Annotated in this window: 19 protein-coding genes; 11 read left to right on the top strand and 8 right to left on the bottom strand. The window is 60.2% G+C overall.

Translation table 11 applies throughout. The features are described from left to right. Positions 1-70 precede the first annotated feature (70 nt). A complete protein-coding gene (locus BMY54_RS17965; protein WP_175559623.1) occupies positions 71-820 on the top strand; it encodes a sulfite exporter TauE/SafE family protein in 750 nt (249 codons plus the stop codon). Here the strand turns inward: BMY54_RS17965 and BMY54_RS17960 are convergent. Then, a complete protein-coding gene (locus tag BMY54_RS17960) occupies positions 810-1,664 on the bottom strand; it encodes a LysR substrate-binding domain-containing protein (protein WP_007908606.1) in 855 nt (284 codons plus the stop codon). The two genes, BMY54_RS17965 and BMY54_RS17960, sit on opposite strands and share 11 nt — an antisense overlap. A 96-nt stretch (positions 1,665-1,760) precedes the next feature. Between BMY54_RS17960 and BMY54_RS17955 the strand changes: the two genes are divergently transcribed. Both BMY54_RS17955 and BMY54_RS17950 read left to right on the top strand, forming a co-directional pair. Next, complete coding sequence (locus tag BMY54_RS17955) at positions 1,761-1,982, top strand: DUF1127 domain-containing protein (protein WP_093435156.1); 222 nt, start codon at positions 1,761-1,763, stop codon at positions 1,980-1,982. 80 nt (positions 1,983-2,062) lie between these two features. Beyond that, positions 2,063-3,289, top strand: a complete 1,227-nt coding sequence (locus BMY54_RS17950) for a winged helix-turn-helix domain-containing protein (protein WP_093435153.1) — start codon at positions 2,063-2,065, stop codon at positions 3,287-3,289. Positions 3,290-3,387: 98 nt separating this feature from the next. Here the strand turns inward: BMY54_RS17950 and BMY54_RS17945 are convergent, their stop codons facing one another. Continuing rightward, positions 3,388-4,734, bottom strand: a complete 1,347-nt coding sequence (locus BMY54_RS17945; RefSeq protein ID WP_093435151.1) for a class II 3-deoxy-7-phosphoheptulonate synthase — start codon at positions 4,732-4,734, stop codon at positions 3,388-3,390. A gap of 153 nt (positions 4,735-4,887) precedes the next feature. Here BMY54_RS17945 and BMY54_RS17940 point away from each other — a divergent pair, with 153 nt between their 5' ends. Continuing rightward, positions 4,888-5,643 (top strand): spermidine synthase, encoded by a 756-nt coding sequence (locus tag BMY54_RS17940; protein ID WP_093435149.1) that lies wholly within the window; start codon positions 4,888-4,890, stop codon positions 5,641-5,643. Between the two features lie 106 nt (positions 5,644-5,749). Here BMY54_RS17940 and BMY54_RS17935 read toward each other — a convergent pair whose 3' ends face one another. Next, positions 5,750-6,541: a crotonase/enoyl-CoA hydratase family protein gene (locus BMY54_RS17935; RefSeq protein ID WP_093435147.1), complete on the bottom strand. Its 792-nt coding sequence runs from the start codon at positions 6,539-6,541 to the stop codon at positions 5,750-5,752. Between the two features lie 422 nt (positions 6,542-6,963). Here BMY54_RS17935 and BMY54_RS17930 point away from each other — a divergent pair, with 422 nt between their 5' ends. Beyond that, positions 6,964-8,637: a DEAD/DEAH box helicase gene (locus tag BMY54_RS17930; RefSeq protein WP_008088238.1), complete on the top strand. Its 1,674-nt coding sequence runs from the start codon at positions 6,964-6,966 to the stop codon at positions 8,635-8,637. A 105-nt stretch (positions 8,638-8,742) separates the two neighbouring features. Here BMY54_RS17930 and BMY54_RS17925 read toward each other — a convergent pair whose 3' ends face one another. Further along, positions 8,743-9,510: a DODA-type extradiol aromatic ring-opening family dioxygenase gene (locus tag BMY54_RS17925; RefSeq protein ID WP_093435145.1), complete on the bottom strand. Its 768-nt coding sequence runs from the start codon at positions 9,508-9,510 to the stop codon at positions 8,743-8,745. 103 nt (positions 9,511-9,613) lie between these two features. Here BMY54_RS17925 and BMY54_RS17920 point away from each other — a divergent pair, with 103 nt between their 5' ends. After that, a complete protein-coding gene (locus tag BMY54_RS17920; protein WP_093435143.1) occupies positions 9,614-10,261 on the top strand; it encodes a thiopurine S-methyltransferase in 648 nt (215 codons plus the stop codon). Between the two features lie 201 nt (positions 10,262-10,462). On the opposite strand, the gene htpX is transcribed toward BMY54_RS17920, so the two are convergent. Beyond that, complete coding sequence (gene htpX / locus BMY54_RS17915) at positions 10,463-11,350, bottom strand: protease HtpX (RefSeq protein WP_007908619.1); 888 nt, start codon at positions 11,348-11,350, stop codon at positions 10,463-10,465. Positions 11,351-11,653: 303 nt separating this feature from the next. Further along, positions 11,654-12,865 carry a pyridoxal phosphate-dependent aminotransferase gene (locus BMY54_RS17910; RefSeq protein WP_007908620.1) on the bottom strand — a complete coding sequence of 404 codons (1,212 nt, stop codon included), beginning with the start codon at positions 12,863-12,865 and terminating at the stop codon, positions 11,654-11,656. A gap of 224 nt (positions 12,866-13,089) precedes the next feature. On the opposite strand from BMY54_RS17910, the gene msrB reads away from it, so the two are divergent. The 3 genes from msrB to BMY54_RS17895 all read left to right on the top strand — a co-directional run bounded on the left by msrB (position 13,090) and on the right by BMY54_RS17895 (position 14,538). Beyond that, positions 13,090-13,485: a peptide-methionine (R)-S-oxide reductase MsrB gene (gene msrB / locus BMY54_RS17905; RefSeq protein ID WP_093435141.1), complete on the top strand. Its 396-nt coding sequence runs from the start codon at positions 13,090-13,092 to the stop codon at positions 13,483-13,485. Positions 13,486-13,594: 109 nt separating this feature from the next. Beyond that, positions 13,595-14,080, top strand: coding sequence for a glutathione peroxidase (locus BMY54_RS17900; protein ID WP_016985485.1), 486 nt, complete (start codon positions 13,595-13,597; stop codon positions 14,078-14,080). After that, positions 14,077-14,538 (top strand): MarR family winged helix-turn-helix transcriptional regulator, encoded by a 462-nt coding sequence (locus BMY54_RS17895; protein WP_093435139.1) that lies wholly within the window; start codon positions 14,077-14,079, stop codon positions 14,536-14,538. Before BMY54_RS17900 ends, BMY54_RS17895 begins: the two co-directional genes overlap by 4 nt. Here the strand turns inward: BMY54_RS17895 and BMY54_RS17890 are convergent. Then, positions 14,522-16,843, bottom strand: coding sequence for a hybrid sensor histidine kinase/response regulator (locus tag BMY54_RS17890; RefSeq protein WP_093435137.1), 2,322 nt, complete (start codon positions 16,841-16,843; stop codon positions 14,522-14,524). The genes BMY54_RS17895 and BMY54_RS17890 overlap by 17 nt on opposite strands. A gap of 167 nt (positions 16,844-17,010) precedes the next feature. Between BMY54_RS17890 and BMY54_RS17885 the strand changes: the two genes are divergently transcribed. Together BMY54_RS17885 and BMY54_RS17880 are read left to right on the top strand one after the other, a co-directional pair. Next, positions 17,011-17,901, top strand: a complete 891-nt coding sequence (locus BMY54_RS17885; protein WP_093435135.1) for an ATP-binding protein — start codon at positions 17,011-17,013, stop codon at positions 17,899-17,901. After that, a complete protein-coding gene (locus BMY54_RS17880; protein ID WP_093435133.1) occupies positions 17,898-18,380 on the top strand; it encodes a GAF domain-containing protein in 483 nt (160 codons plus the stop codon). Before BMY54_RS17885 ends, BMY54_RS17880 begins: the two co-directional genes overlap by 4 nt. Here BMY54_RS17880 and BMY54_RS17875 read toward each other — a convergent pair whose 3' ends face one another. Beyond that, on the bottom strand, positions 18,381-21,326 hold the full coding sequence (locus BMY54_RS17875; RefSeq protein ID WP_093435131.1) for an HD domain-containing phosphohydrolase: 2,946 nt from the start codon (positions 21,324-21,326) through the stop codon (positions 18,381-18,383). Between the last annotated feature and the right edge of the window lie 16 nt (positions 21,327-21,342).

Below are 21,342 nucleotides of genomic sequence, written 5' to 3'. Positions count from 1 at the left end.
CGTTGCTGTGCGTTTCCCCGCCAGCCACGACTGCGTAGGATGAATCGCCTGACGTAAGAGGAATTGAGCTGTGATGGAGTTTTTGTTGTACCTGCTGTTCGGCGCCGCGCTTGGCACACTTGGCGGCATTTTCGGCATCGGCGGCGGCTTGATTGCTATCCCGTTGCTTGGTGTGTGGTTCGGCCTCGATCAGCAGATTGCCCAAGGCACCGCGCTGGTCATGGTGGTGCCGAACGTGATGCTGGCGCTGTGGCGCTATCACCAGCGCAATCGCATCGAACTGCGGCATGCGTTGCCCTTGGCGCTGATGGGTTTTTGCTTTGCGTGGATCGGTTCGATCTGGGCGGTGGGTATCGATGCGCAAACCATGCGCATCGGTTTTGTCGCTTTCCTGGTGGTGCTCTCGGCGTACAACCTGCTGAAGATGTTCGGCAAGCAACCCGCCGCGACTTCCGAGATGCGCTATTCCTGGCCTTGGCTCGGCGTTCTCGGTGCGGCGTCCGGAACCATGGGCGGCTTGTTCGGTGTCGGCGGTGCCGTGGTGGCAACGCCGGTGCTGACCAGCCTCTTCGGCACCACGCAAGTGGTCGCTCAGGGCTTGTCGCTGGCGCTGGCGTTGCCAAGCACCGGCGTGACCCTGGTGACCTACGCGGTACATCACGAAGTGGACTGGATGATCGGCCTGCCGCTGGCCATCGGCGGTCTGGCGAGCATCAGTTGGGGGGTGAAAGTTGCCCACGCCATGCCGGAAAAGCTTCTGCGCGGGCTGTTCTGCGGTTTCCTGGTGCTGTGTGCGGTGATGCTCGCGTTTAAAGTTTAAAACCTTCGACGATATGCTCGGCCAGGCACTCGGTGATCGGCGACGGATTGTTCAGGTTGCGGATCAGCATGATGCTGGCCTCGGGCAACAGTGGCAGATCTTCGGCGGCGCCGAGAATGCGCATGTCCGGGGTGATCAGGCTTTCCAGTTGCGCGGTGATCGCCAGACCCGCGCTCACCACTGCCATCAACGCCGAGAGGCTGGTGCTGTTATATGCGATGCGGTATTCGCGGCCCATCGCATCCAGTGCGTTACACGCCCACAAGCGGCAGAAACAATCACTGTTGAACATCGCCAGAGGTAGTGGCGTTTGTTCGTGGGCGCTGAAATTCTGCGCCTCGGCCCAGACAAAACGTTCCTTGCGCAGCAACTGACCGATTTCGTTGCCCGGTTCACGGGTGACGATCGACAAATCCAGGTCAGTACGCTGCAACAGTTGTTTGGTCGATTCGCAATGCACTTCGATCTGGATCAGTGGATAGAACTGCGCAAACCGCGACAGGATCCCCGGCAGAAAACGCATCACGTAGTCATCCGGCGTGCCGATGCGCACGGTGCCGACCATGTGCGGCTCGCGCAAGGTGTTGAACACTTCGCTGTGCAGCTTGAGGATGCGCCGCGCGTATCCGAGCAGCACCTGGCCTTCAGCGGTCAGGCGCACCTGGCGTCCGTCGCGCTCAAACAACTGCCGCTGCAACACGTCTTCTTCCAGACGCTTCATCTGCATGCTCACCGCCGACTGCGTGCGGTTGACCATTTCGCCGGCGCGGGTGAAACCGCCCTGATCGGCAATCGCGACAAAGGTGCGCAGGACATCGGTATCGATACTGGGGTAGGCCGACAATTGATGAATCTCCGTGATGCATGCCATCAGAAACATTCGTTGGATTGATCTTAGCGCCGGCGCGAGACTTGAGCCATCCACAAAGGAGGCAACACGATGAAAGGTCAAAGAGAGTATGTAGACGACGCAAAATTTTCCGGCCACGGCCATCTCGTTTCCGACCTGCTGCACAAGTTTAGCCGCTGGTACGAATTGCACCGTGAACGCGAGCTGCTTGCCAGTCTGAGCGACGAAGCGTTGAAAGACATCGGCGTCAGTCGTGCCGACGTTGAACACGAGTCCGTGCGGCCGTTCTGGGATGATCCGATGCATAAATGACCCGCTGCATAAATGATGAGCAGAACGCTACACAAACCCTCTTCCAGTGAGGTAGGTTGCGAGCAGACAAGGAGATGCTCATGCCCGCGACTCTGGCCTTTTCCCTCAAACAGGCGCGACGACTGGCGCTGGCTGCCCAAGGGTTCAACGGGCGCCAGCCGCCGACCGTCAAGGCGCCACACGTCAACCGGCTGATCGAAAGGCTGGGTTTGCTGCAAATCGACTCCGTCAACGCCGTGGTGCGCTCGCACTACCTGCCGCTGTTTTCCCGTCTCGGCTCCTATTCTTCCGATTTGCTCGACCAGGCTGCCTGGAGTTCGGGGCGACGTCGCACGTTGTTCGAATACTGGGGACACGAAGCCTCGTTGCTGCCGATGTCGATGTATCCGTTGCTGGGCTGGCGCATGCAGCGGGCCAGGCGTGGCGAGGATATTTATCAGCAACTGGCCAGATTCGGTCGCGAGCAGCAGGACGTGGTGCGTCGGGTCTTGAGTTCGGTGGAAGAGCAGGGCGCGTTGGGCGCCGGCAGCCTTTCAACCCGTGCAGACAAGGCCGGGCCGTGGTGGGACTGGAGCGCGGAAAAGCATGCGCTGGAGTGGCTGTTCGCGGCGGGTGAAGTGACGGTGGCGGGGCGGCGTGGTTTTGAGCGTTTGTATGATTTGCCGGAGCGGGTGATCCCTTCATCGATCCTGCAACAGGCGTTGCCTGATGAAGCCGAAGCGCAACGTGGCCTGCTATTGCACGCGGCACAGGCCTTGGGTGTCGGTACTGAAAAAGACCTGCGTGATTACTTTCGCCTGAATCCGGCGGATGCGCGGCCACGTCTCGCGGAACTGGTCGAGGCCGGGCAATTGCAGATGTGCGAGGTTGCCGGTTGGCGGCAAATCGCCTATTGCCTGCCGGAGCCGAGCGTCCCGCGCAAGGTCATGGCCAGTGCGCTGCTGTCGCCCTTTGATTCGTTGATCTGGGAGCGTAGCCGGACTGAGCGCTTGTTCGATTTTCGCTATCGGCTGGAGATTTATACGCCACAGGACAAACGGGTTTACGGCTATTACGTGTTGCCGTTTTTGCACAACGAGCGGATTGCTGCGCGGGTGGATTTGCGGGCTGAGCGGGCGGCGGGGCAGTTGGCGGTGCATGCGCTGCACGAGGAAGCGCCGGGGCTGGATGAGCAGGGGATGCTGGCGCTGGCGGAGAATCTGCGGCGGATGGCGGATTGGTTGGGGCTGGCGCGGGTGCAGTTGAATTGTCAGCGCGAGAGTGCGGCGCGGTTGCGGGTGGCATTGGCCGAGATCGGTGGTGACTGAGTTGGCCCCTTCGCGAGCAAGCTCGCTCCCACACTGGATCTGTGTCGTACACCAAATCTATGTGGGAGCGAGCTTGCTCGCGAAGGGGGCGACGCGGTCTAGCGGCGGACTTGTTTCAGCGTCTCGGCAATCAAAAACGCCAACTCCAGCGACTGGTCAGCATTCATCCGTGGATCACAGTGCGTGTGATAGCGATCCGACAAGCCATCTTCAGTAATCGGCCGCGCACCACCGATGCACTCGGTGACATTCTGCCCGGTCATCTCGATGTGAATGCCGCCGGCATAACTGCCTTCCGCCTCGTGCACCTGGAAGAACTGTTTAACCTCGCCAAGGATCTGCGCGAAGTCGCGGGTCTTGTAGCCGCTGCTGGCCTTGATGGTGTTGCCGTGCATCGGGTCGGAACTCCACAGCACTTGCTTGCCTTCGCGCTGCACCGCGCGGATCAGCGCCGGCAGGTGATCGCCCACCTTGTTCGCGCCCATCCGCGCAATCAGGTTGAGGCGCCCCGGATCGTTGTCCGGGTTGAGCGCGTCGATCAGGCGGATCAGGTCATCGGGATCCATGCTTGGGCCAACTTTGACGCCGATCGGGTTGTTCACCCCGCGCAGGAATTCGACATGCGCGCCGTCGAGCTGACGAGTACGGTCACCGATCCACAGCATGTGCGCCGAGCAATCGTAGTAATCGTTGGTCAGGCTGTCGCGGCGCACGAAGGCTTCTTCGTAGTTCAGCAGCAGTGCTTCGTGGGCGGTGAAGAAGCTGGTTTCGCGCAGTTGCGGCGAGCTGTCCATGCCGCAGGCGCGCATGAATGCCAGGGTTTCATCGATGCGGTCGGCGAGGTGACTGTATTTTTCTGCCAGCGCCGAGTTGGCGATGAAATCGAGGTTCCACTTGTGCACTTGGTGCAGGTCGGCAAAACCGCCCTGGGCAAACGCGCGCAGCAGGTTCAGGGTCGCGGTGGACTGGTGATAGGACTGCAGCAGGCGCTCTGGATCCGGCACGCGGCTCTTTTCGTCGAAGCCGATGCCGTTGACGATGTCGCCCCGGTAAGCCGGCAGCGTCACGCCGTCGATGGTCTCGTCGTTGGCCGAGCGCGGTTTGGCAAACTGACCGGCCATGCGCCCGACCTTGACCACCGGGCAGCCAGCGGCGAAGGTCATGACGATCGCCATTTGCAGTAACACTTTGAACGTGTCGCGAATCTTCGCAGCGGAGAATTCGGCAAAACTTTCCGCGCAATCACCGCCCTGTAGCAGGAATGCCCGGCCCTGGGTGACTTCGGCAAACTGGCGGCGCAGTTCGCGCGCTTCGCCGGCAAACACCAGTGGCGGATAACTGGCTAGCGTCTGCTCGACCTGGCGCAGATGCGCCGCGTCAGGATATTGGGGTTGTTGCTGGATCGGCAGGGCGCGCCAGCTATCAGGACTCCACGGTTGGCTCATCACGGTCTCTAATTGGTTCTACGCACGGGAAGCCCATGGTAGCAGCAATTAGTACGTGACCTGCTCCCGCCCCATCGCCGACAATCGCCGCTTTGCCACGGCGCCACAGCGGTGCCATCGCGTCACCGCGCCCGGTGACCATCAGGAGACGAAATGACTGAGGAGCGCGTCGAGCATCTGCTCGCCGAAGTACAGGATGAGTTCGGCGTGATTCGCGTGCTGGAAGTGGCCGATTACCGCTTTCTCGAGTTCGGCGATGCGATCGAGCAGAGCTGCGTGTTCACCGCCGACCCGAGCTGGCTAGAATACGATTACACCCGCGCGATGCTAATCGGTGCGTTGTGCCACGAGCAGCCGGAGAGCGCGCTGTTTCTCGGGCTCGGCGCCGGTACATTGACCCAGGCCTGCCTCAAGTTCCTGCCGCTGGAAGATGTCGAAGCCATTGAACTGCGTCCGGATGTGCCGCGCCTGGCCATCGAATACCTTGGCCTGGACGATGATCCGCGGCTGTACATCCGTGTTGGCGATGCGCTGGAGTTACTGCCGACGGCTGAGCCGGCGGATCTGATTTTTGTCGACCTGTATACCGATGTCGGTCCGGGTGTCGGGCATCTGGCCTGGAGTTTTCTCGGCGACTGCCAGAAGCGTCTGAATCCGGGTGGTTGGCTGGTGATCAACCAGTGGGCCACCGATGACGGCAAGCCTCTGGGCGCGGCGTTGTTGCGCGGGCTGTATCACCGGCATTATTGGGAGCTGCCGGTGAAGGAGGGCAATGTGATTCTGATTGTGCCGGCGGACCTCGATCAGGAGCTGGACATGCAGGCACTGACGGCCCGGGCTGAAGCGCTGGCGCCGCGGTTGGGGTATTCGTTGCAGTCGTTGATCAACAGTATTCGCTCGGCGACCTGAGTCGTCAGTGATGGCCCCTTCGCGAGCAGGCTCGCTCCCACATTGGAATGCATTTTCCCTGTGAGCGAGCCTGCTCGCGAAGAGGATCTGATAACCAGCAAATATTTCAGATCCCTTTGAAGACTCCAGGCCGCCGCTCCACCAGCGACCGCACCCCTTCCTTGGCATCCTCACTCGCCAATAATTTCTTCACCAACGCCGGTAACCCTTGCGCGGCCGCTGTCTCACCTTCATACCGCGCCTGCCGCGCCGACATCAACGTCGCCTGCACCCCCAACGGCGCCTGCCGGGCAATCCGCTCAGCCAATTCAATCGCCCGCGGCAACAGGTCTTCGCTGGCCATGACTTCCTGCACCAACCCCAGGTGCAACGCCTCGTGCGCATCAAACTCATCGCCGGTCAGCAGCCAGCGCATCGCGTTGCCCCAACCGGCGATCTGCTGAAAACGTAAAGTCGCACCACCAAAAGGAAAGATCCCACGCTGCACTTCCATCTGCGCGAAGCGGGTATTGCTCGCACACAGGTTTATATCGGCTGCCAGCATCAGCTCGATGCCGATGGTCAGGCAATAACCCTGCGCGGCGACTATCACTGGTTTGCTCACCCGTGGGCCGACGAAAACGCCCCACGGATCGCAACCGCCGGTCGGAACCTGCCAGCCCTGGGCGAGGGCGGAACTGGCGTTGACCAGATCCAGGCCAGCGGTAAAGTGCTCGCCATGCCCGAACACCACCGCCACCCGCGCTTCGCTGTCGGCCTCGAACTCGCCGTAGGCCAGGCTCAGCTCGTTGAGCAGGTCGAGGTCGAAAGCATTGCGCTTGGCCGCTCGATCCAGGCCAATCAGATGGACGTGACCACGACGTTCACGGCTGACGCGGCCGGGGCAGGGCTGATTCATGGGTAGATCCTCGGGCGGGAAGGGCGGGTGCAGCGACGGTATGCCGCACATCAGTGAATCGTTTAAGCGTCATCGCCCGCAGGGCCGGGCCTTTGAAAAATAGACCTTCGCGCGATTATCCGCAAAACCCCGTTACACAGCGGTGACACGCTCATTCAGGCAATAAAAAAAGCTCCCTTTTTGGGCAAAATCCGGTATAGTGCGCGCCGGCCTTTAACCGGGCCGCGTTTAGGTAGCGCATTTCCCGAAGTCAGCTTCGGCTGCACGTCCGCATTGCGGGCTCTTCCCGGACGATTCTTTTTTTCATTCATTCGTTTTCGCAAATCCCCGCCGACAAAGCTGCCAGGGCGACTCTTGAGTCTCAACACGGCATGCGCAGCTTTGGAGCATGGGTCTTTGCGGATGCACTTAGAGGCAGACCCATGACCCAGGAAACCGGCGGATTCGCCGCTTTTAATCTTAACCCGAATATTCTTGCAGCCGTCGCAGCGACTGGCTACGAAGAGCCTTCGGCGATTCAGCAGCAATCGATCCCGATCATCATGGCCGGCCAGGACATGATTGGTCAGGCGCAAACCGGTACCGGTAAAACCGCCGCGTTCGCACTGCCTATTCTGCACCGCATCGATCCTGCCAAGCGCGAACCGCAAGCCCTGATCCTGGCGCCAACTCGTGAGTTGGCGCTGCAAGTAGCAACCGCTTTTGAAACCTACGCCAAGCAAATGCCGGGCGTTACCGTTGTGGCCGTTTACGGCGGCGCGCCTATGGGCCCACAACTGAAAGCAATCCGTAATGGCGCACAGATCGTTGTCGCCACTCCGGGCCGTCTGTGCGACCACCTGCGTCGCGACGAAAAAGTTCTGTCGACCGTGAACCACCTGGTTCTCGACGAAGCTGACGAAATGTTGAAACTGGGCTTCATGGATGACCTGGAAGTCATCTTCAAGGCTCTGCCAGCGACCCGTCAGACCGTTTTGTTCTCGGCTACCCTGCCGCAGTCGATCCGCGCCATTGCCGAACGCCATCTGCGCGATCCGCAACACGTGAAGATCCAGACCAAGACCCAGACCGTTACCGCGATCGAACAGGCTCACCTGTTGGTTCACGCTGACCAGAAGACTTCGGCCGTTCTCAGCTTGCTGGAAGTGGAAGATTTCGACGCTCTGATCATGTTCGTACGCACCAAGCAAGCGACCCTGGATCTGGCCAGCGCCCTCGACGCCAAAGGCTACAAAGCCGCGGCGCTGAACGGTGACATCGCCCAGAACCAGCGTGAGCGCGTTATTGACTCGCTGAAAGATGGCCGTCTGGACATCGTTGTCGCGACCGACGTAGCTGCTCGTGGTCTGGACGTTCCGCGCATCACTCACGTGTTCAACGTTGACATGCCGTACGACCCAGAGTCCTACGTTCACCGTATCGGCCGTACTGGCCGTGCCGGTCGCGAAGGTCGTGCACTGCTGCTGGTGACTCCACGTGAGCGCCGCATGCTGCAAGTGATCGAGCGTGTAACCGGCCAGAAAGTTGCTGAAGTACGCCTGCCGGACGCTCAAGCCGTTCTCGATGCGCGCATCAAGAAACTGACCAACAGCCTGTCGCCGCTGGTCGCTGATGCCGAATCGACCCACGGTGAGCTGCTCGATCGTCTGACTGCAGACATCGGCTGCACCCCGCGTGCTCTGGCTGCTGCGCTGCTGCGCAAAGCCACCAACGGTCAAGCGCTGAACCTGGCGGCGATCGAGAAGGAACGTCCACTGGTGCCGAACAACGCACCGCGTGGCGACCGTCCTGAGCGCACTGGTGATCGTCCTGATCGTGGTGACCGCGAGCGTCGCGCGCCAATGCCTTTGGGCGAAGGCCGTGCTCGTTGCCGTACCGCGCTGGGTGCGCGTGACGGTATCGCTGCGAAGAACCTGCTGGGCGCCATCCTCAACGAAGGCGGTCTGGCCCGTGAAGCGATCGGTCGCATCCAGGTGCGTGACAGCTTCAGCCTCGTCGAGCTGCCGGAAGATGGTCTGGACAAACTCCTGACCAAACTGAAGGACACTCGCGTTGCTGGCAAGCAGTTGAAGCTGCGTCGCTATCGCGAAGATTGATCCGCCCTTGGGCTGATTGATCGAACATAAAAAATCCCCGACTGGTTCGGGGATTTTTTTTGCCTGTTTTTTGCCTTTGTGGGAGCGAGCCGGCTCGCGAAGGCATCAACCGAAGCGGTAAATATCCATGCCCAGCGCACCCATTGTGAATCCCTTGTGCGCCACGCTGAACTCACCCCCCGCACCCCGGGCAAAATACAACGGCAACAAATGCTCATCACTCGGATGACTGCGCACCGCATGCGGCGCCTGCTGACGATAATCGTGCAGCGCTGCCTCATCGTCGGCCGCGAGCTTATCGATCACCCAGTCACGGAAATCCCGCGCCCAGGGCTCAACGCTTTCCGGGCCGGCGTGCCAGTCCAGTTCGCGCAGGTTGTGCGTGATGCTGCCGGAGCCGATCAGCAAAATGCCCTGATCACGCAGACTCGCCAGTGCCCGGCCGACTCGGGTTTGCAGCGCCGGGCCGCCACGGCTCGGCAGAGAGATTTGCACCACCGGGATATCCGCCTGCGGATACATCAGCGACAACGGCACCCAGACGCCATGATCGAACGGGCGTTGCGGGTCGAGACGGGCAGGCAGGTTGTTGGCAGTCAGTAGATCAGCCACCTCAGCAGCCAGTTGCGGATTACCCGGTGCCGGATACTGCACTTCAAACAGCGCCCGGGGAAAGCCGCCGAAGTCGTGCCAGGTTTCCGGTTGCGCATGGCTGCTGACCAGCAGTTCCTGGCTTTCCCAGTGCGCGGAGACGATGACGATGGCTTTGGGTTTCGGCAATTCGGCGGCCAGACGAGCCAGAGCCGGGCCACTGGCGCCGGGCTCCAGGGCCAGCATGGGTGAACCATGGGAAATGAACAGGCTGGGCAACATGATGGGTTCCTGAGCGTTAAGATGGCTTCATCTTCAGTCAGATCATTGATCTAAATCTAATATAAGTTTTAACGCTTTTTGATCGAATTATTGGGAGTGATGCATGCAGCCTGAGTTTTGGCACAAGAAGTGGGCTTCGGGGCAGATTGGTTTCCATCTGCCTGAGGTAAACCCGTATCTGCAGCGGCACTGGGCGGTACCGGCAGCGGCGCGAGTGCTCGTGCCTTTGTGTGGGAAAAGTCTGGATCTGGCGTGGCTGGCCGGACGCGGTCATCAGGTGCTCGGGGTCGAACTGTCGGAAAAGGCTATCGAGGACTTTTTCAGTGAACATCAGGTGCAGCCGCAGATTAGCCAGAAGGGCGCGTTCAAGGTCTATCGCGGTGAAGCCATCGAGCTGTGGTGCGGTGACTTTTTTGCGCTAACGGCGATCGATGTGGCCGATTGCGCCGCGTTGTACGACCGCGCCGCGCTGATTGCCTTGCCGGCGACGATGCGTGAGCGGTATGCGGCGCATCTTCAGCAGATTCTGCCGCAGGGTGTGCACGGGTTGTTGATTACGCTGGACTACGATCAGGCGCAGATGCCGGGGCCGCCGTTTGCGGTGGGGGATGATGAGGTGCAGCGGTTGCTGAGTGGTGCCTGGCAGGTGCAGATGCTGGAAGAGCAGGATGTGCTGGGGGAGAGCGGGAAGTTCCTTCAGGCTGGCGTGACGCGGCTGGAGGAGCGGGTCTACCGGGTTTCTTCCCGATAGTTTGTTGGCGCCGTTACGGGCCTCTTCGCGAGCAAGCTCGCTCCCACAGTGATTTGTGCTATGTCACAGATCGCCTAAACACCGCAGAACCCTGTGGGAGCGAGCTTGCTCGCGAAAGGGCCGGCACTGTCGGCGCACAATCCAAAGATGTAAAAAAGGCCCGCATCACTGCGGGCCTTTTTCATTGTTACACCGGTCGGATCAACCGCGACGACGCAGGGCGTCGATACGCTCTTCCAGCGGCGGGTGGCTCATGAACATGCGGGCAAAGCCCTGTTTGATACCACCGTTGATGCCAAAGGCGTTAAGGGTGTCCGGCATGTGCACCGGCAGGCCCTGTTCGGCGCGCAGGCGTTGCAGTGCGCCGATCATTGCGCTGGTACCGGCCAGGCGGGCGCCGGCTTCGTCGGCACGGAATTCGCGCTTGCGCGAGAACCACATGACGATCGCACTGGCGAGAATGCCCAGTACCAGTTCGGCAAAAATGGTCGCCACGTAGTAGGCGATGCCTTGGCCTTCTTCGTTCTTGAAGATCACTTTGTCGACGAAGTTGCCGATGATCCGCGCAAAGAACATCACGAAGGTGTTCACCACGCCCTGGATCAGCGCCAGGGTGACCATGTCGCCGTTGGCGACGTGGCCGATTTCGTGGGCCAGCACGGCTTTCACTTCATCGGGTGAGAAGCGCTCGAGCAAGCCCTGGCTGACCGCGACCAACGCGTCGTTCTTGTTCCAGCCGGTGGCGAAGGCGTTTGCTTCGTAGGCCGGGAAAATACCGACTTCGGGCATCTTGATCCCGGCTTCGCGGGACAGTTGCTCGACAGTTTGCAGCAGCCATTGCTCATGCCGGGTACGTGGCTGGCTGATGATCTGGGTGCCAGTGCTCATCTTCGCCATCCACTTGGAGATGAACAGCGAGAACAGCGAGCCGGCGAAACCAAAGACTGCACAGAAAACCAGCAGCTGACTAAGGTCGAGATCAACCCCGTTGGCCGCCATGAACCCGTTGAAGCCGAAAAGGCTCAGGGTGATGCTGGCTATCAGCACGACCGCCAGGTTAGTGGCCAAAAACAGCAGGATGCGCATCATGGTTGTAGAAATCTCCTCAAGCTAAAGATGTAGCGTACTGCGGGGTATATAAGGTGCTGCACCGGGCTATTCAACTGAGTGACTATTTCAAACTGTGTCCTACAGCGGATTCTTCGGTGCCCGGCACATTTCCCACGACAGATAACGATAGGGATGACGGCCAGCCGCGACCCGTCGCCATTAAGCTGGACGCAGGTAAACGGTACGAATCGCAAGTGTAGAAGGCGTGCGCGGACGCGGAACGCAGAAGTGTTGCTGAATCAGACAGTGCGCAACGTTTGGCCGTTGCGCACTGCTGGCCAGTTACTGGCGGTAGGACTTGAGGAAGTTGCCGATACGGCCGATGGCCATTTCCAGATCGTCGACGCGGGGCAGGGTGACCACGCGGAAGTGATCCGGCCACGGCCAGTTGAACGCCGTGCCCTGTACCACCAGCAGCTTCTCGGAGAGCAGCAGGTCGAGGACGAATTTCTCGTCGTTATGGATCGGGCAGACTTTCGGGTCGATCTTCGGGAACGCATACAGCGCGCCCATCGGCTTGACGCAGCTCACGCCTGGAATGTCGTTAAGCAATTCCCAAGTGCGGTTACGCTGTTCCAGCAGGCGACCCTGCGGCAGCACCAGGTCGTTGATGCTCTGATAGCCGCCCAATGCGGTCTGGATCGCATGCTGGCTCGGCACGTTGGCGCACAAGCGCATGTTGGCCAGCATGTCGATGCCTTCGATGTAGCTCTGCGCGTTGTGCTTCGGCCCGGAAATGGCGATCCAGCCGGAGCGGAAACCCGCCACACGGTAGGACTTCGACAGACCGTTGAAGGTCAGGCACAGCAAGTCCGGGGCTAGCGACGCGGTGCAGATGTGCACGGCATCGTCGTACAGAATTTTGTCGTAGATCTCGTCGGAGAAGACCACCAGGTTGTGCGCGCGGGCGATTTCCAGCATGCCCAGCAACACTTCCTTCGAATACACTGCGCCGGTCGGGTTGTTCGGGTTGATGATCACCATCGCTTTGGTGTTCGGGGTGATCTTGGCCTTGATGTCGGCCAGATCCGGGAACCAGTCGGCACCTTCGTCGCACAGGTAATGTACGGCGTTACCACCGGCGAGGCTGACGGCGGCAGTCCACAACGGGTAGTCCGGGGCGGGCACCAGCACTTCGTCGCCGTTGTTGAGCAGCGCCTGCAACGACATCACGATCAGTTCGGAAACGCCGTTACCCAGATAGATGTCTTCGATGCCGACACCTTCAACATTCTTCTGCTGGTAGTACTGCATCACCGCTTTACGCGCGCTGAACAGACCTTTGGAGTCGCTGTAGCCTTGCGCGGTCGGCAGGTTGCGGATCACATCCTGAAGAATTTCGTCCGGCGCTTCGAAACCAAACGGCGCCGGGTTGCCGATGTTCAGCTTGAGGATGCGCTGGCCTTCCTCTTCCAGTCGTTTGGCGTGCTTGAGCACCGGGCCGCGAATGTCGTAGCAGACGTTGGCGAGCTTGTTCGATTTGCTGAACTGCATGGCGATGTGATCCCGAAAATGAACGATCCAGGCGGCGGATGGACAACCGTACTGGGATTCCTGCGTCTTCACACAGGCGGACGTCTTGAGCCGTGGCTCCCATAATCCGTTTGAATGCGCCCGGTCTGGCTGCCAGACTGGTGCGTGACGAGGCGCAATCATACGTGCCGCCCGATCCGTGGAAAAGGTACAGATCGGGCTTTTTCAGCCGCTGAGGTGTGATGATGGAAAAGTTGGAAAAAACCCTGGAAGAATGGCGGGCGATGCTCGACCCTGAGCAGTACAACGTTTGTCGTCTGAGCGCGACCGAGCGCCCGTTCTCCGGTAAATACAACGACACCAAGACCGATGGTATCTACCACTGCGTCTGCTGCAACGAGCCGCTGTTCGACTCCAAGACCAAATTCGACTCCGGCTGCGGCTGGCCGAGCTTCTACGCGCCAATCGGCGAAAGCGCGATGACTGAAATCCGTGACATCAGTCACGGCATGATCCGTACGGAAGTGAAGTGCGCGCGCTGCGATGCGCATCTGGGCCATGTGTTCCCGGACGGCCCACCGCCGACCGGCTTGCGCTATTGCATCAATTCGGTGTGCCTGGATCTGGTTCCACGCGCATAAACCAATGAAGGCGACCTTCGGGTCGCCTTATTATTCGATAATTAAATTGCACACAATTTAATTGCTCGCTATGTTTGATCTTTCTTGACTGTCTGCGGAGCCCGACGCCATGAGCGACAACCTGTTGAACATTCCGTGCACCACCATCAAGGGGGAGCAAAAGACCCTCGCCGATTTCGCCGGTAAGGCGGTTTTAGTGGTCAACACCGCGAGCAAATGCGGTTTCACTCCACAGTACAAAGGCCTCGAAGAACTGTGGCAGACCTACAAGGATCAGGGCCTGGTGGTTCTGGGCTTTCCGTGCAATCAGTTCGGCAAGCAGGAGCCGGGTAACGAAGGGGCGATCAGTGAGTTCTGCGAGCTGAACTTCGGCGTCAGCTTCCCGCTGTTCAAGAAGATCGACGTTAACGGTGGAGACGCGCATCCGCTGTTCGTGCAACTGAAAAAACGCGCGCCGGGCCTGCTTGGCTCCCAAGGCATCAAGTGGAACTTCACCAAGTTCCTGATTGGCAAGGACGGAAAACTGGTCAAGCGTTTTGCCCCGACCACCAAGCCGCAGGAGCTGAGCGGCGAGATCGAAGCCCTGCTCAAATGAACAGCTTGCCGGTCGATTCGCTGAAGCTCGACAACCAGTTGTGCTTCAAGCTGTACGCCGCCTCTCGAGCGGTGATTCGTGCCTACAAACCGATGCTCGATCAGTTGGGCCTGACGTACCCGCAATACCTGGCGATGCTGGTGTTGTGGGAATGGCAGGACGCTGCGCCGGAGCAACCGACGGTCAAGGCGTTGGGCGAGCGTCTGGCACTGGACTCGGGCACGCTGACGCCATTGCTCAAGCGTCTGGAACAGTTGCAATGGGTACAGCGCCAGCGTTCAACGCGTGACGAGCGCGAAGTGCACCTGAGTCTGACGCCGGCGGGGCAAGCCTTGCGCGAGCAGGTCGGGCCGCTCAAGGCCCGTCTGCTGTGTGACAGCGGGGTGGATCTGGACCGCCTCAATGACCTGCGCAAGGGTCTCGATCACTTGCTGGGGCAGATCAAAGCGCTGTCGTAGTTGGGATCCATTGATCGAGCAGCGCCGCCAGCTCTTCACGGCGAAACGGCTTGGCCAGATAGTCGCTCATGCCGGCTGCGCGGCAGCGTTCGCGTTCTTCGGACATGGCGTTGGCGGTCAGAGCGACGATGGGCAGGCTCGGCCAGCGCCCGCTTTGACGGATCTGTCGGCTGGCTTCGTAGCCATCCATCACGGGCATGTTGCAGTCCATCAGCACCAGATCGAATTCGTGATACTCCAACTGATCCAGTGCTTCGGCACCGTGGGCGGCGACGATGACCTCGCAGCCCAGTTTGCCGAGCATGCCTTTGGCCACCAGTTGATTGACCGGGTTGTCCTCGACCAGCAACACCCGCCCGCGCCGCACCGAGGGAGACGTTTCGAGCTGCGCATCGTTAACGGCGACCACGTCCGGTTGCAGGGTACGTCGCAGGTTCTGGTACAGCGCATTACGCGCCAATGGTCGGGCCTGTTGCTGCAGAGGCGCGAGTGCGGCGGCTTCTTCGCTGGGCAGGAAACTGCCGTAGGCGGTTACCAGCAAAATCGGCGCCCCAAGCGTCGGGCGCAAACCGAACAGGCACTCCGGACAATCGGTGATCACCACGTCCGGCGTCAGGCCCAACAGTGAGTCATCGATGGTGCGCTGCTCATATGTAAGTCCCCACACCGGCAGCAGGCTCTGCAACAGTTCCGCCAGTCCACTGCTGGCAGCGGTGATGGCGAGGATTTTTCCGTGCAGCGGCGCCGGAACCAGTGCGCGGGTATGACACGGCAATGGCAGCTCGGCACAGAACTGACTGCCGAACCCGGTTTCGGAACTGATGGTCAGACGCCCCTGCATGGCTTCGCAGAGGTTGTAGGTCAGCGCCAGACCCAGCCCGGTGCCGCCGTATTGTCGAGTGATGCCGGCGCCCGCTTGAGTGAACGGCTGGAAGATTTTCAGCTGCGCGTCCTGGGCGATACCGATGCCGGTGTCGCAGACCTCGATGCGCACGCCATCCTTGTAGGTCGACAAGCGCACATCGACCCGGCCGAAGCGGGTGAATTTCAGCGCGTTGGACAGCAGATTGCTGACGATCTGCCGCACGCGGGTCGGATCGCCCAGCACCAGTGCCGGGAAGTGCGGATCGATCAGGCAGGTCAGTTCGACGCTCGGCGCGGCGTTCTGCGACAACAGGTTGGCGGTGTCTTCAATCAACGAGCCAAGATCGAACGGGATGTGCTCAAGCTCCAGTTGCCCGGCATCGAACTTCGACAGGTCGAGAATATCGTTGAGCAATTCGACCAGCACCTTGCCCGAGTCGTGGGCGATCGACAGTTGTTGCTGCTGTTCGGCATTCAACGGACCGTCGAGTGACAGCGCGATCATTCCCAGCAGGCCGTTGAGCGGCGTGCGGATCTCATGGCTCATGTTGGCAAGGAACGCCGAGCGGGCCTCGGCCATTTCCAGGGCGGTGCTGCGGGCGACTTCGAGTTCCTGATTGGACTGGCTCAGCCGTGCGTTGATCGCCTTGAGTTCAGCGGTGCGCGCCGAGACGATGTTTTCCAGTTGTCCGAGGTAGTCGGTCAGACGGTTTTCGGCGTTGCGTCGCTGCTGGATCTCGGTGGCAATGTTCTCGAATTGCTGATTGGCGACTTTGACCAGCACGCCGATTTCATCGTTGCCGTGGCCGGACGGGCACTCCAGCGTGGTCGGCTCGGCGCTGCGCGGGTCGCGCCCGCTGAGTTCGCGGATGACCCGCACCAGTGGTTTGGTCAACATCACATAGAACAGCGCCAACAGGATGCCGGTGAGAATCAGGCTGCGGGCGAAGCCATTGAGCAGGGTCACCTCGGCGCGGCGCAGGAAGCGACTGCCGAAGGCATAGGTGTCGACCTCAAGGCTTAACACGCCCAGCGATTCATTGGGCAGATGATCCAGATACAGACGGTCTTCGAACTGGCGTTTGGCGCCAAACAGGAAGTCGCTGATGACCCGATAGCCGCTTTGCAGTTCCGGGCGTTTGACGCTGGCCAGCACCGTATTGTTGTTGTCGATCAGTTGCGCAGAAATGATTGCCGGCGAGCGCAACAGGCCCAGGGTCAGTTCCTGTGCCAGTTCGGCGTCGATGTTGTAGGCGATCCGTGAGGCCGGGTTATGGCTGATTTCCAGCAAAGACAGGATTTCACGGTTGATGGAGGCGTCTTCACTGGCATAATCGATGCCGATTTGCAGCAGGCTGAGCAGCGTGCCCAGAATGAACCCGACCAGCACGGTAAGCCTGGCTTGCTTGTAAGACAGCCGGTGGGTGAATTTGATATCCATGGGGTGTTGAACCACTTCCGTTTCCCTTCGCTGCTCAAGCATAGTCGATCATGTATGGATACCGAGGTTCCCGAATCGCCTTGTAACAAGGCTTGGTAGGGTGATTTTTATCTGTGTGTCGTCGCAGGATTCACCATCATCACTGTGAACGTGCCCGAGGAGAAGACGTGGATTCCCGATTAAATGCTTTTCTTGAACGCGCCGAGTCGGTTCTGGCGCGTATCGAACCGTTGTTGCCGGCACCACGGCCGGTGATCGACTGGGGCACTTGTCTGGCGGCGCGCTGGCAACGCGACGGGCGCAGCGGCTATCTGATGCCGCTGGAAGTCAGCCTCGACATGCGCTTGTCCGACCTGATCGGCGTTGACCGTCAGCTCGAACAGCTGGGGCGCAACACCCAGCAGTTTCTCGATGGCATGCCGGCCAACCATGCGTTGCTCTGGGGTTCGCGCGGTACCGGCAAGTCGTCGCTGGTGCGGGCCTTGCTGGCGGAACACGCCGCCACCGGCCTGCGCCTGATCGAGATCGAGCGTGATCATCTGGCGGATCTGCCGCGGGTGGTCGAGCAGATCGGCAAGCTGCCACAACGCTTCGTGCTGTTTTGCGATGACTTGTCGTTCGAATCCGGTGAAGGCGATTATCGCGTTCTCAAAAGCGTGCTCGACGGCTCGCTCGAGCAGGCCCCGGACAATGTCTTGCTGTACGCCACCTCCAACCGCCGCCACTTGGTGCCGGAAAAGGAGAGCGATAACGAAAACTGGAAACGCGTCGACGGCGAACTGCATCCCAGCGAAGCCGTTGAAGACAAGATCGCGCTGTCGGACCGTTTCGGTCTGTGGCTGTCGTTCTATCCGTTTACCCAAGAACACTTCCTTAACGTCGTCGAACACTGGATCGGTCAGTTGGCCGCCAAGGCCGGCCTGAGCTGGCAGCGCGACGAAGCACTGGACATCCTTGCCGTGCGTTGGGCCACCGGCCGCGGTAATCGCAACGGACGTTGCGCGTACCAATTCGCCCGTTACTGGGTGGGACTGAAATTGTTGGAGCACAAGGCATGATTGATTTGCAACAAAGCGGCCAGGGCCTCGAAGGCTATGGCATGTTGGCCGCACAACTGGAATCGCTGCTGGCGGACGAGCGTGATTTCATCGCCAACGCCGCGCAGTTTTCGGCGTTTCTGTTCAACCAGCTCGATGACCTGAACTGGGCGGGCTTTTACCTCAATCGCAACGAAGAACTGGTGCTTGGTCCGTTCCAGGGGCAGATCGCCTGCGTGCGCATCCCGTTTGGCCGTGGTGTGTGTGGCGCGGCGGCGGCCACTCGGCAAACCCAGCGCGTTGAAGACGTACACGCGTTCCCGGGGCATATCGCCTGCGACAGCGCCTCGAACAGCGAGCTGGTCGTGCCGTTGGTCAAGGACGGTCGCCTGATCGGTGTACTCGACCTCGACAGCCCGAAGCTGGCGCGTTTTACCGCGCAGGATCAGGCTGGCATTGAGCAACTGGCAGCGATTTTCCTGCGTCTGACCGACTGCTGATCATGCGGTGAGGCCAGCCTTGTGCAACAGGCTGGCCGGATCGACGTTATCGATCTGTGCGGGATCGAGAAAGCGCACGGCGTACTGCATGTAAACGCCTTCGTTGATGAACAATCCGAATAGCTGAGCATCGATGTGCGCCTCACGGCACATGGTGGCCATGATCGCCAAGGCCTCGCTCAGGGTTTTGGCCTTTTTGTACGGGCGATCGGCTGCGGTCAGCGCCTCAAAGATATCGGCAATCGCCATCATTCGCGCGGGCAGGCTCATGTCCTCACGCTTCAGGCGTTTCGGGTAACCGGTGCCGTCCATTTTTTCATGATGACCGCCGGCGATTTCGGCAATGCTGTCGAGGTGGCCGGGGAAGGGCAGGTGGCTGAGCATCATGATCGTCTGCACCATGTGGTGATTGATCATGTAGCGCTCTTCGCGGGTCAGGGTGCCACGGTTGATGCTCAGGTTGTACAGCTCGCCGCGATTGTATTTGTAGTGCGGTACATCCAGTTTGAAGCCCCATGGATTGTCTTCGGGGATCAACTCGTTCGGGTCGCGTTCAAGCAAGTGCTCTGGCTTGTCTGCCAAAAGCTTTTCACTGACCGGCAGATTCGGTGCCGGCGTGCGCGCCTGACGCCGGTTCTCTTCCCATGACACGCCCAAGCGGTCATCAAGGGTACGCAGCCAGGTGCGTTGCGCCAGATGGTCAAGGCGCTGCAGATCCGCCTCTGCCATCGCTTCACTGCCCAGATTGCAGCGCGCGACAAACGTAAAATCGTCGTCCAGCGCCGTCAGCGTGGCATCGCGCAATTCGGCCAGTGCAGTCTCATCGCCGCCCAGAGCGCACGCCTGCCAATAGCTGATCCAGGCATCACGCTTGAGCACTTCGAAACGCGTGCGAATTTCATGAATACGGTCGTTGATGGTTTCCAGTTTGGTGGCCTTGTCGACCACGTATTCCGGCGTCGTCACCTTGCCGCAGTCGTGCAGCCACGCGGCAATGTGCAAGGCTTCCCATTCATCCTCGCTCGGTTGGTAGGCACTGAACGCCGGCGCCTCGCTTGCCGCTGCCGCCTGAGCGAGCATCAACGTCAGCTCTGGCACGCGCTGACAATGGCCGCCGGTGTACGGACTCTTGGCGTCGATGGCGCCAGCGAGCAGTTGAATGAAGGCGTCGAGCAATTGCTTCTGGCGGGCTTGCAGGCGTTGGCTCTCGATGCTGACCGCCGCCGCGCCGGAGACAGCCTGGAGGAACGCGATGCGATCAGGGCGCAGTTTTTCCAGATCGGCTGCCGTGCCGCTGTCGCTCACCAGCAGAATCAGCAGGCCGATGGTTTCGTCGTGGCGGTTGTGCAGGCGGATGCCGATCAGATGGATGCGGGGCGATTGCATTGCCAGCAGGACCTTCTGCAAGTCGCCGGCCTGATCGACGCCGAAGTTGCTCACCACGTTATTGGCGCCGACCAATTGTTCAAACCACGCCGGCCCTTTGTTCTGCTGCAGGTCGTGGCCCTGAATGTCGAATGCTTCCAACGCCTGAGACGTACCATCGATCACCAGCCCGTATGGCTCCATGCGGCTGCTGTCGCTTTCACGCAGATAGATCAGCCCTGCCTGCGCCTGCGCAATCTGCACCGTTTCAAACAGCACCCGTTGCAGCAGCGGGGCGAAGCGGGTTTCGGCGCCGAGGGTGTCGGTAATCCGGAAGAAACTCGCCAGGGTGTCTTTCATCCGCGCCATCGACACGCTCAACTGGTCGACTTCAAGCACCGGCGAGCGGCGGGCCAGAGGAAAGTTGAAATCGAAACTGCGAATCGCGTCGGCTTCCTTGACCAGTGCATGCAACGGCTTGACCAGAATTCGCGAAATCACCCAGCCCAGCGGCAGGCACAGCAGCAGGGTCGCGAGGGTGATCAGCGCGCCTTGCCAGCGCAGGCGGTAGGCATCGATCAATAACTCGTCCTCGGGCACCAGCAGCGCCAACTGCAAACCTTTCGGACCGCCCTCCTGAATGTTGCTGCGGGCGACGATCCACTGGCGACCATCGGCTTCCAGGCGATTGCCTGTGGCTGCGCCGGACAACAGCGCATGCAAGCCCGGACTCAGATCCGCCGCTTTGGCCAGATGCGCGCCGCTACTGTCGACGATCAGGCGCTCGCTGTCGGGATAGGCCACAGCGTTGCCGTCGGCATCGAACAGGGCAATTTCGGTGGAGGGTGTGACGACATGTTTGCTCAGCGCCGCCGACAGGGCGACCAGCGTCAGGTCAGCACCGATGACGGCGTTCTCGCCGCTGCGTCGGGCCAGCGTCGTGCCGACATTGCGCGTGGAGAAAAACACGTAGGGCTCTGTGGTGATTTGTTCGTTTTGCTGGCGAGCATGGTTGAACCACGCGCGGCTACGCGGATCGTAGCTGTCGTCGGGGTTGTCCTGACGGCTGATCAGCGACAATGTTTGGTCAAAAAACAGCGATAGCGAGTGCATCGCGCCCTGCGGGTCATGTTCGATACTCCAGACCTGATACGCCGCCGCTTCAGGGGCCTTGAGCAATGTCTTGATGGCGGCGCTGCGCAGCGGACGCACCATGAAGAAATCGCCATTGGCATAACCCAGATATAGCGATGCCAGATTGGGATTATCGCTGAGCGACTGGCTAAACGGTCGGAGCAAGGGCAAGCGTTGTTCAAGGCGCGCGGCCTGAGTGGCGGGGTCATCCGCCAGCAAACTCAGCAGGTGCCGAATCGGCTGATAGGTGGCGGACATGTCCAGACGTACGTCTTGTTCGATCCTGTCGAACAGCTTTTCGCTGCTCGACAGGATGATCTGCGTGGTCTGGTGATAATTGAACAGGCCCAGTACGACCCCGGTGAGCAGCAACAGGAATGTGAACATGACGCTGATGTGCACATGCAGCGGAAACCGGCGTTGCTCCGGGCGCAGTGGGCTGGGCATTTCGGACTCTCCATGA

The sequence above is a fragment of the Pseudomonas sp. ok266 genome (assembly GCF_900110195.1).
Classification (GTDB): domain Bacteria; phylum Pseudomonadota; class Gammaproteobacteria; order Pseudomonadales; family Pseudomonadaceae; genus Aquipseudomonas; species Aquipseudomonas neuropathica.
Note: the sequence above shows the minus strand (reverse complement) of the source record. Positions and strands in the feature narration are given on the sequence as shown.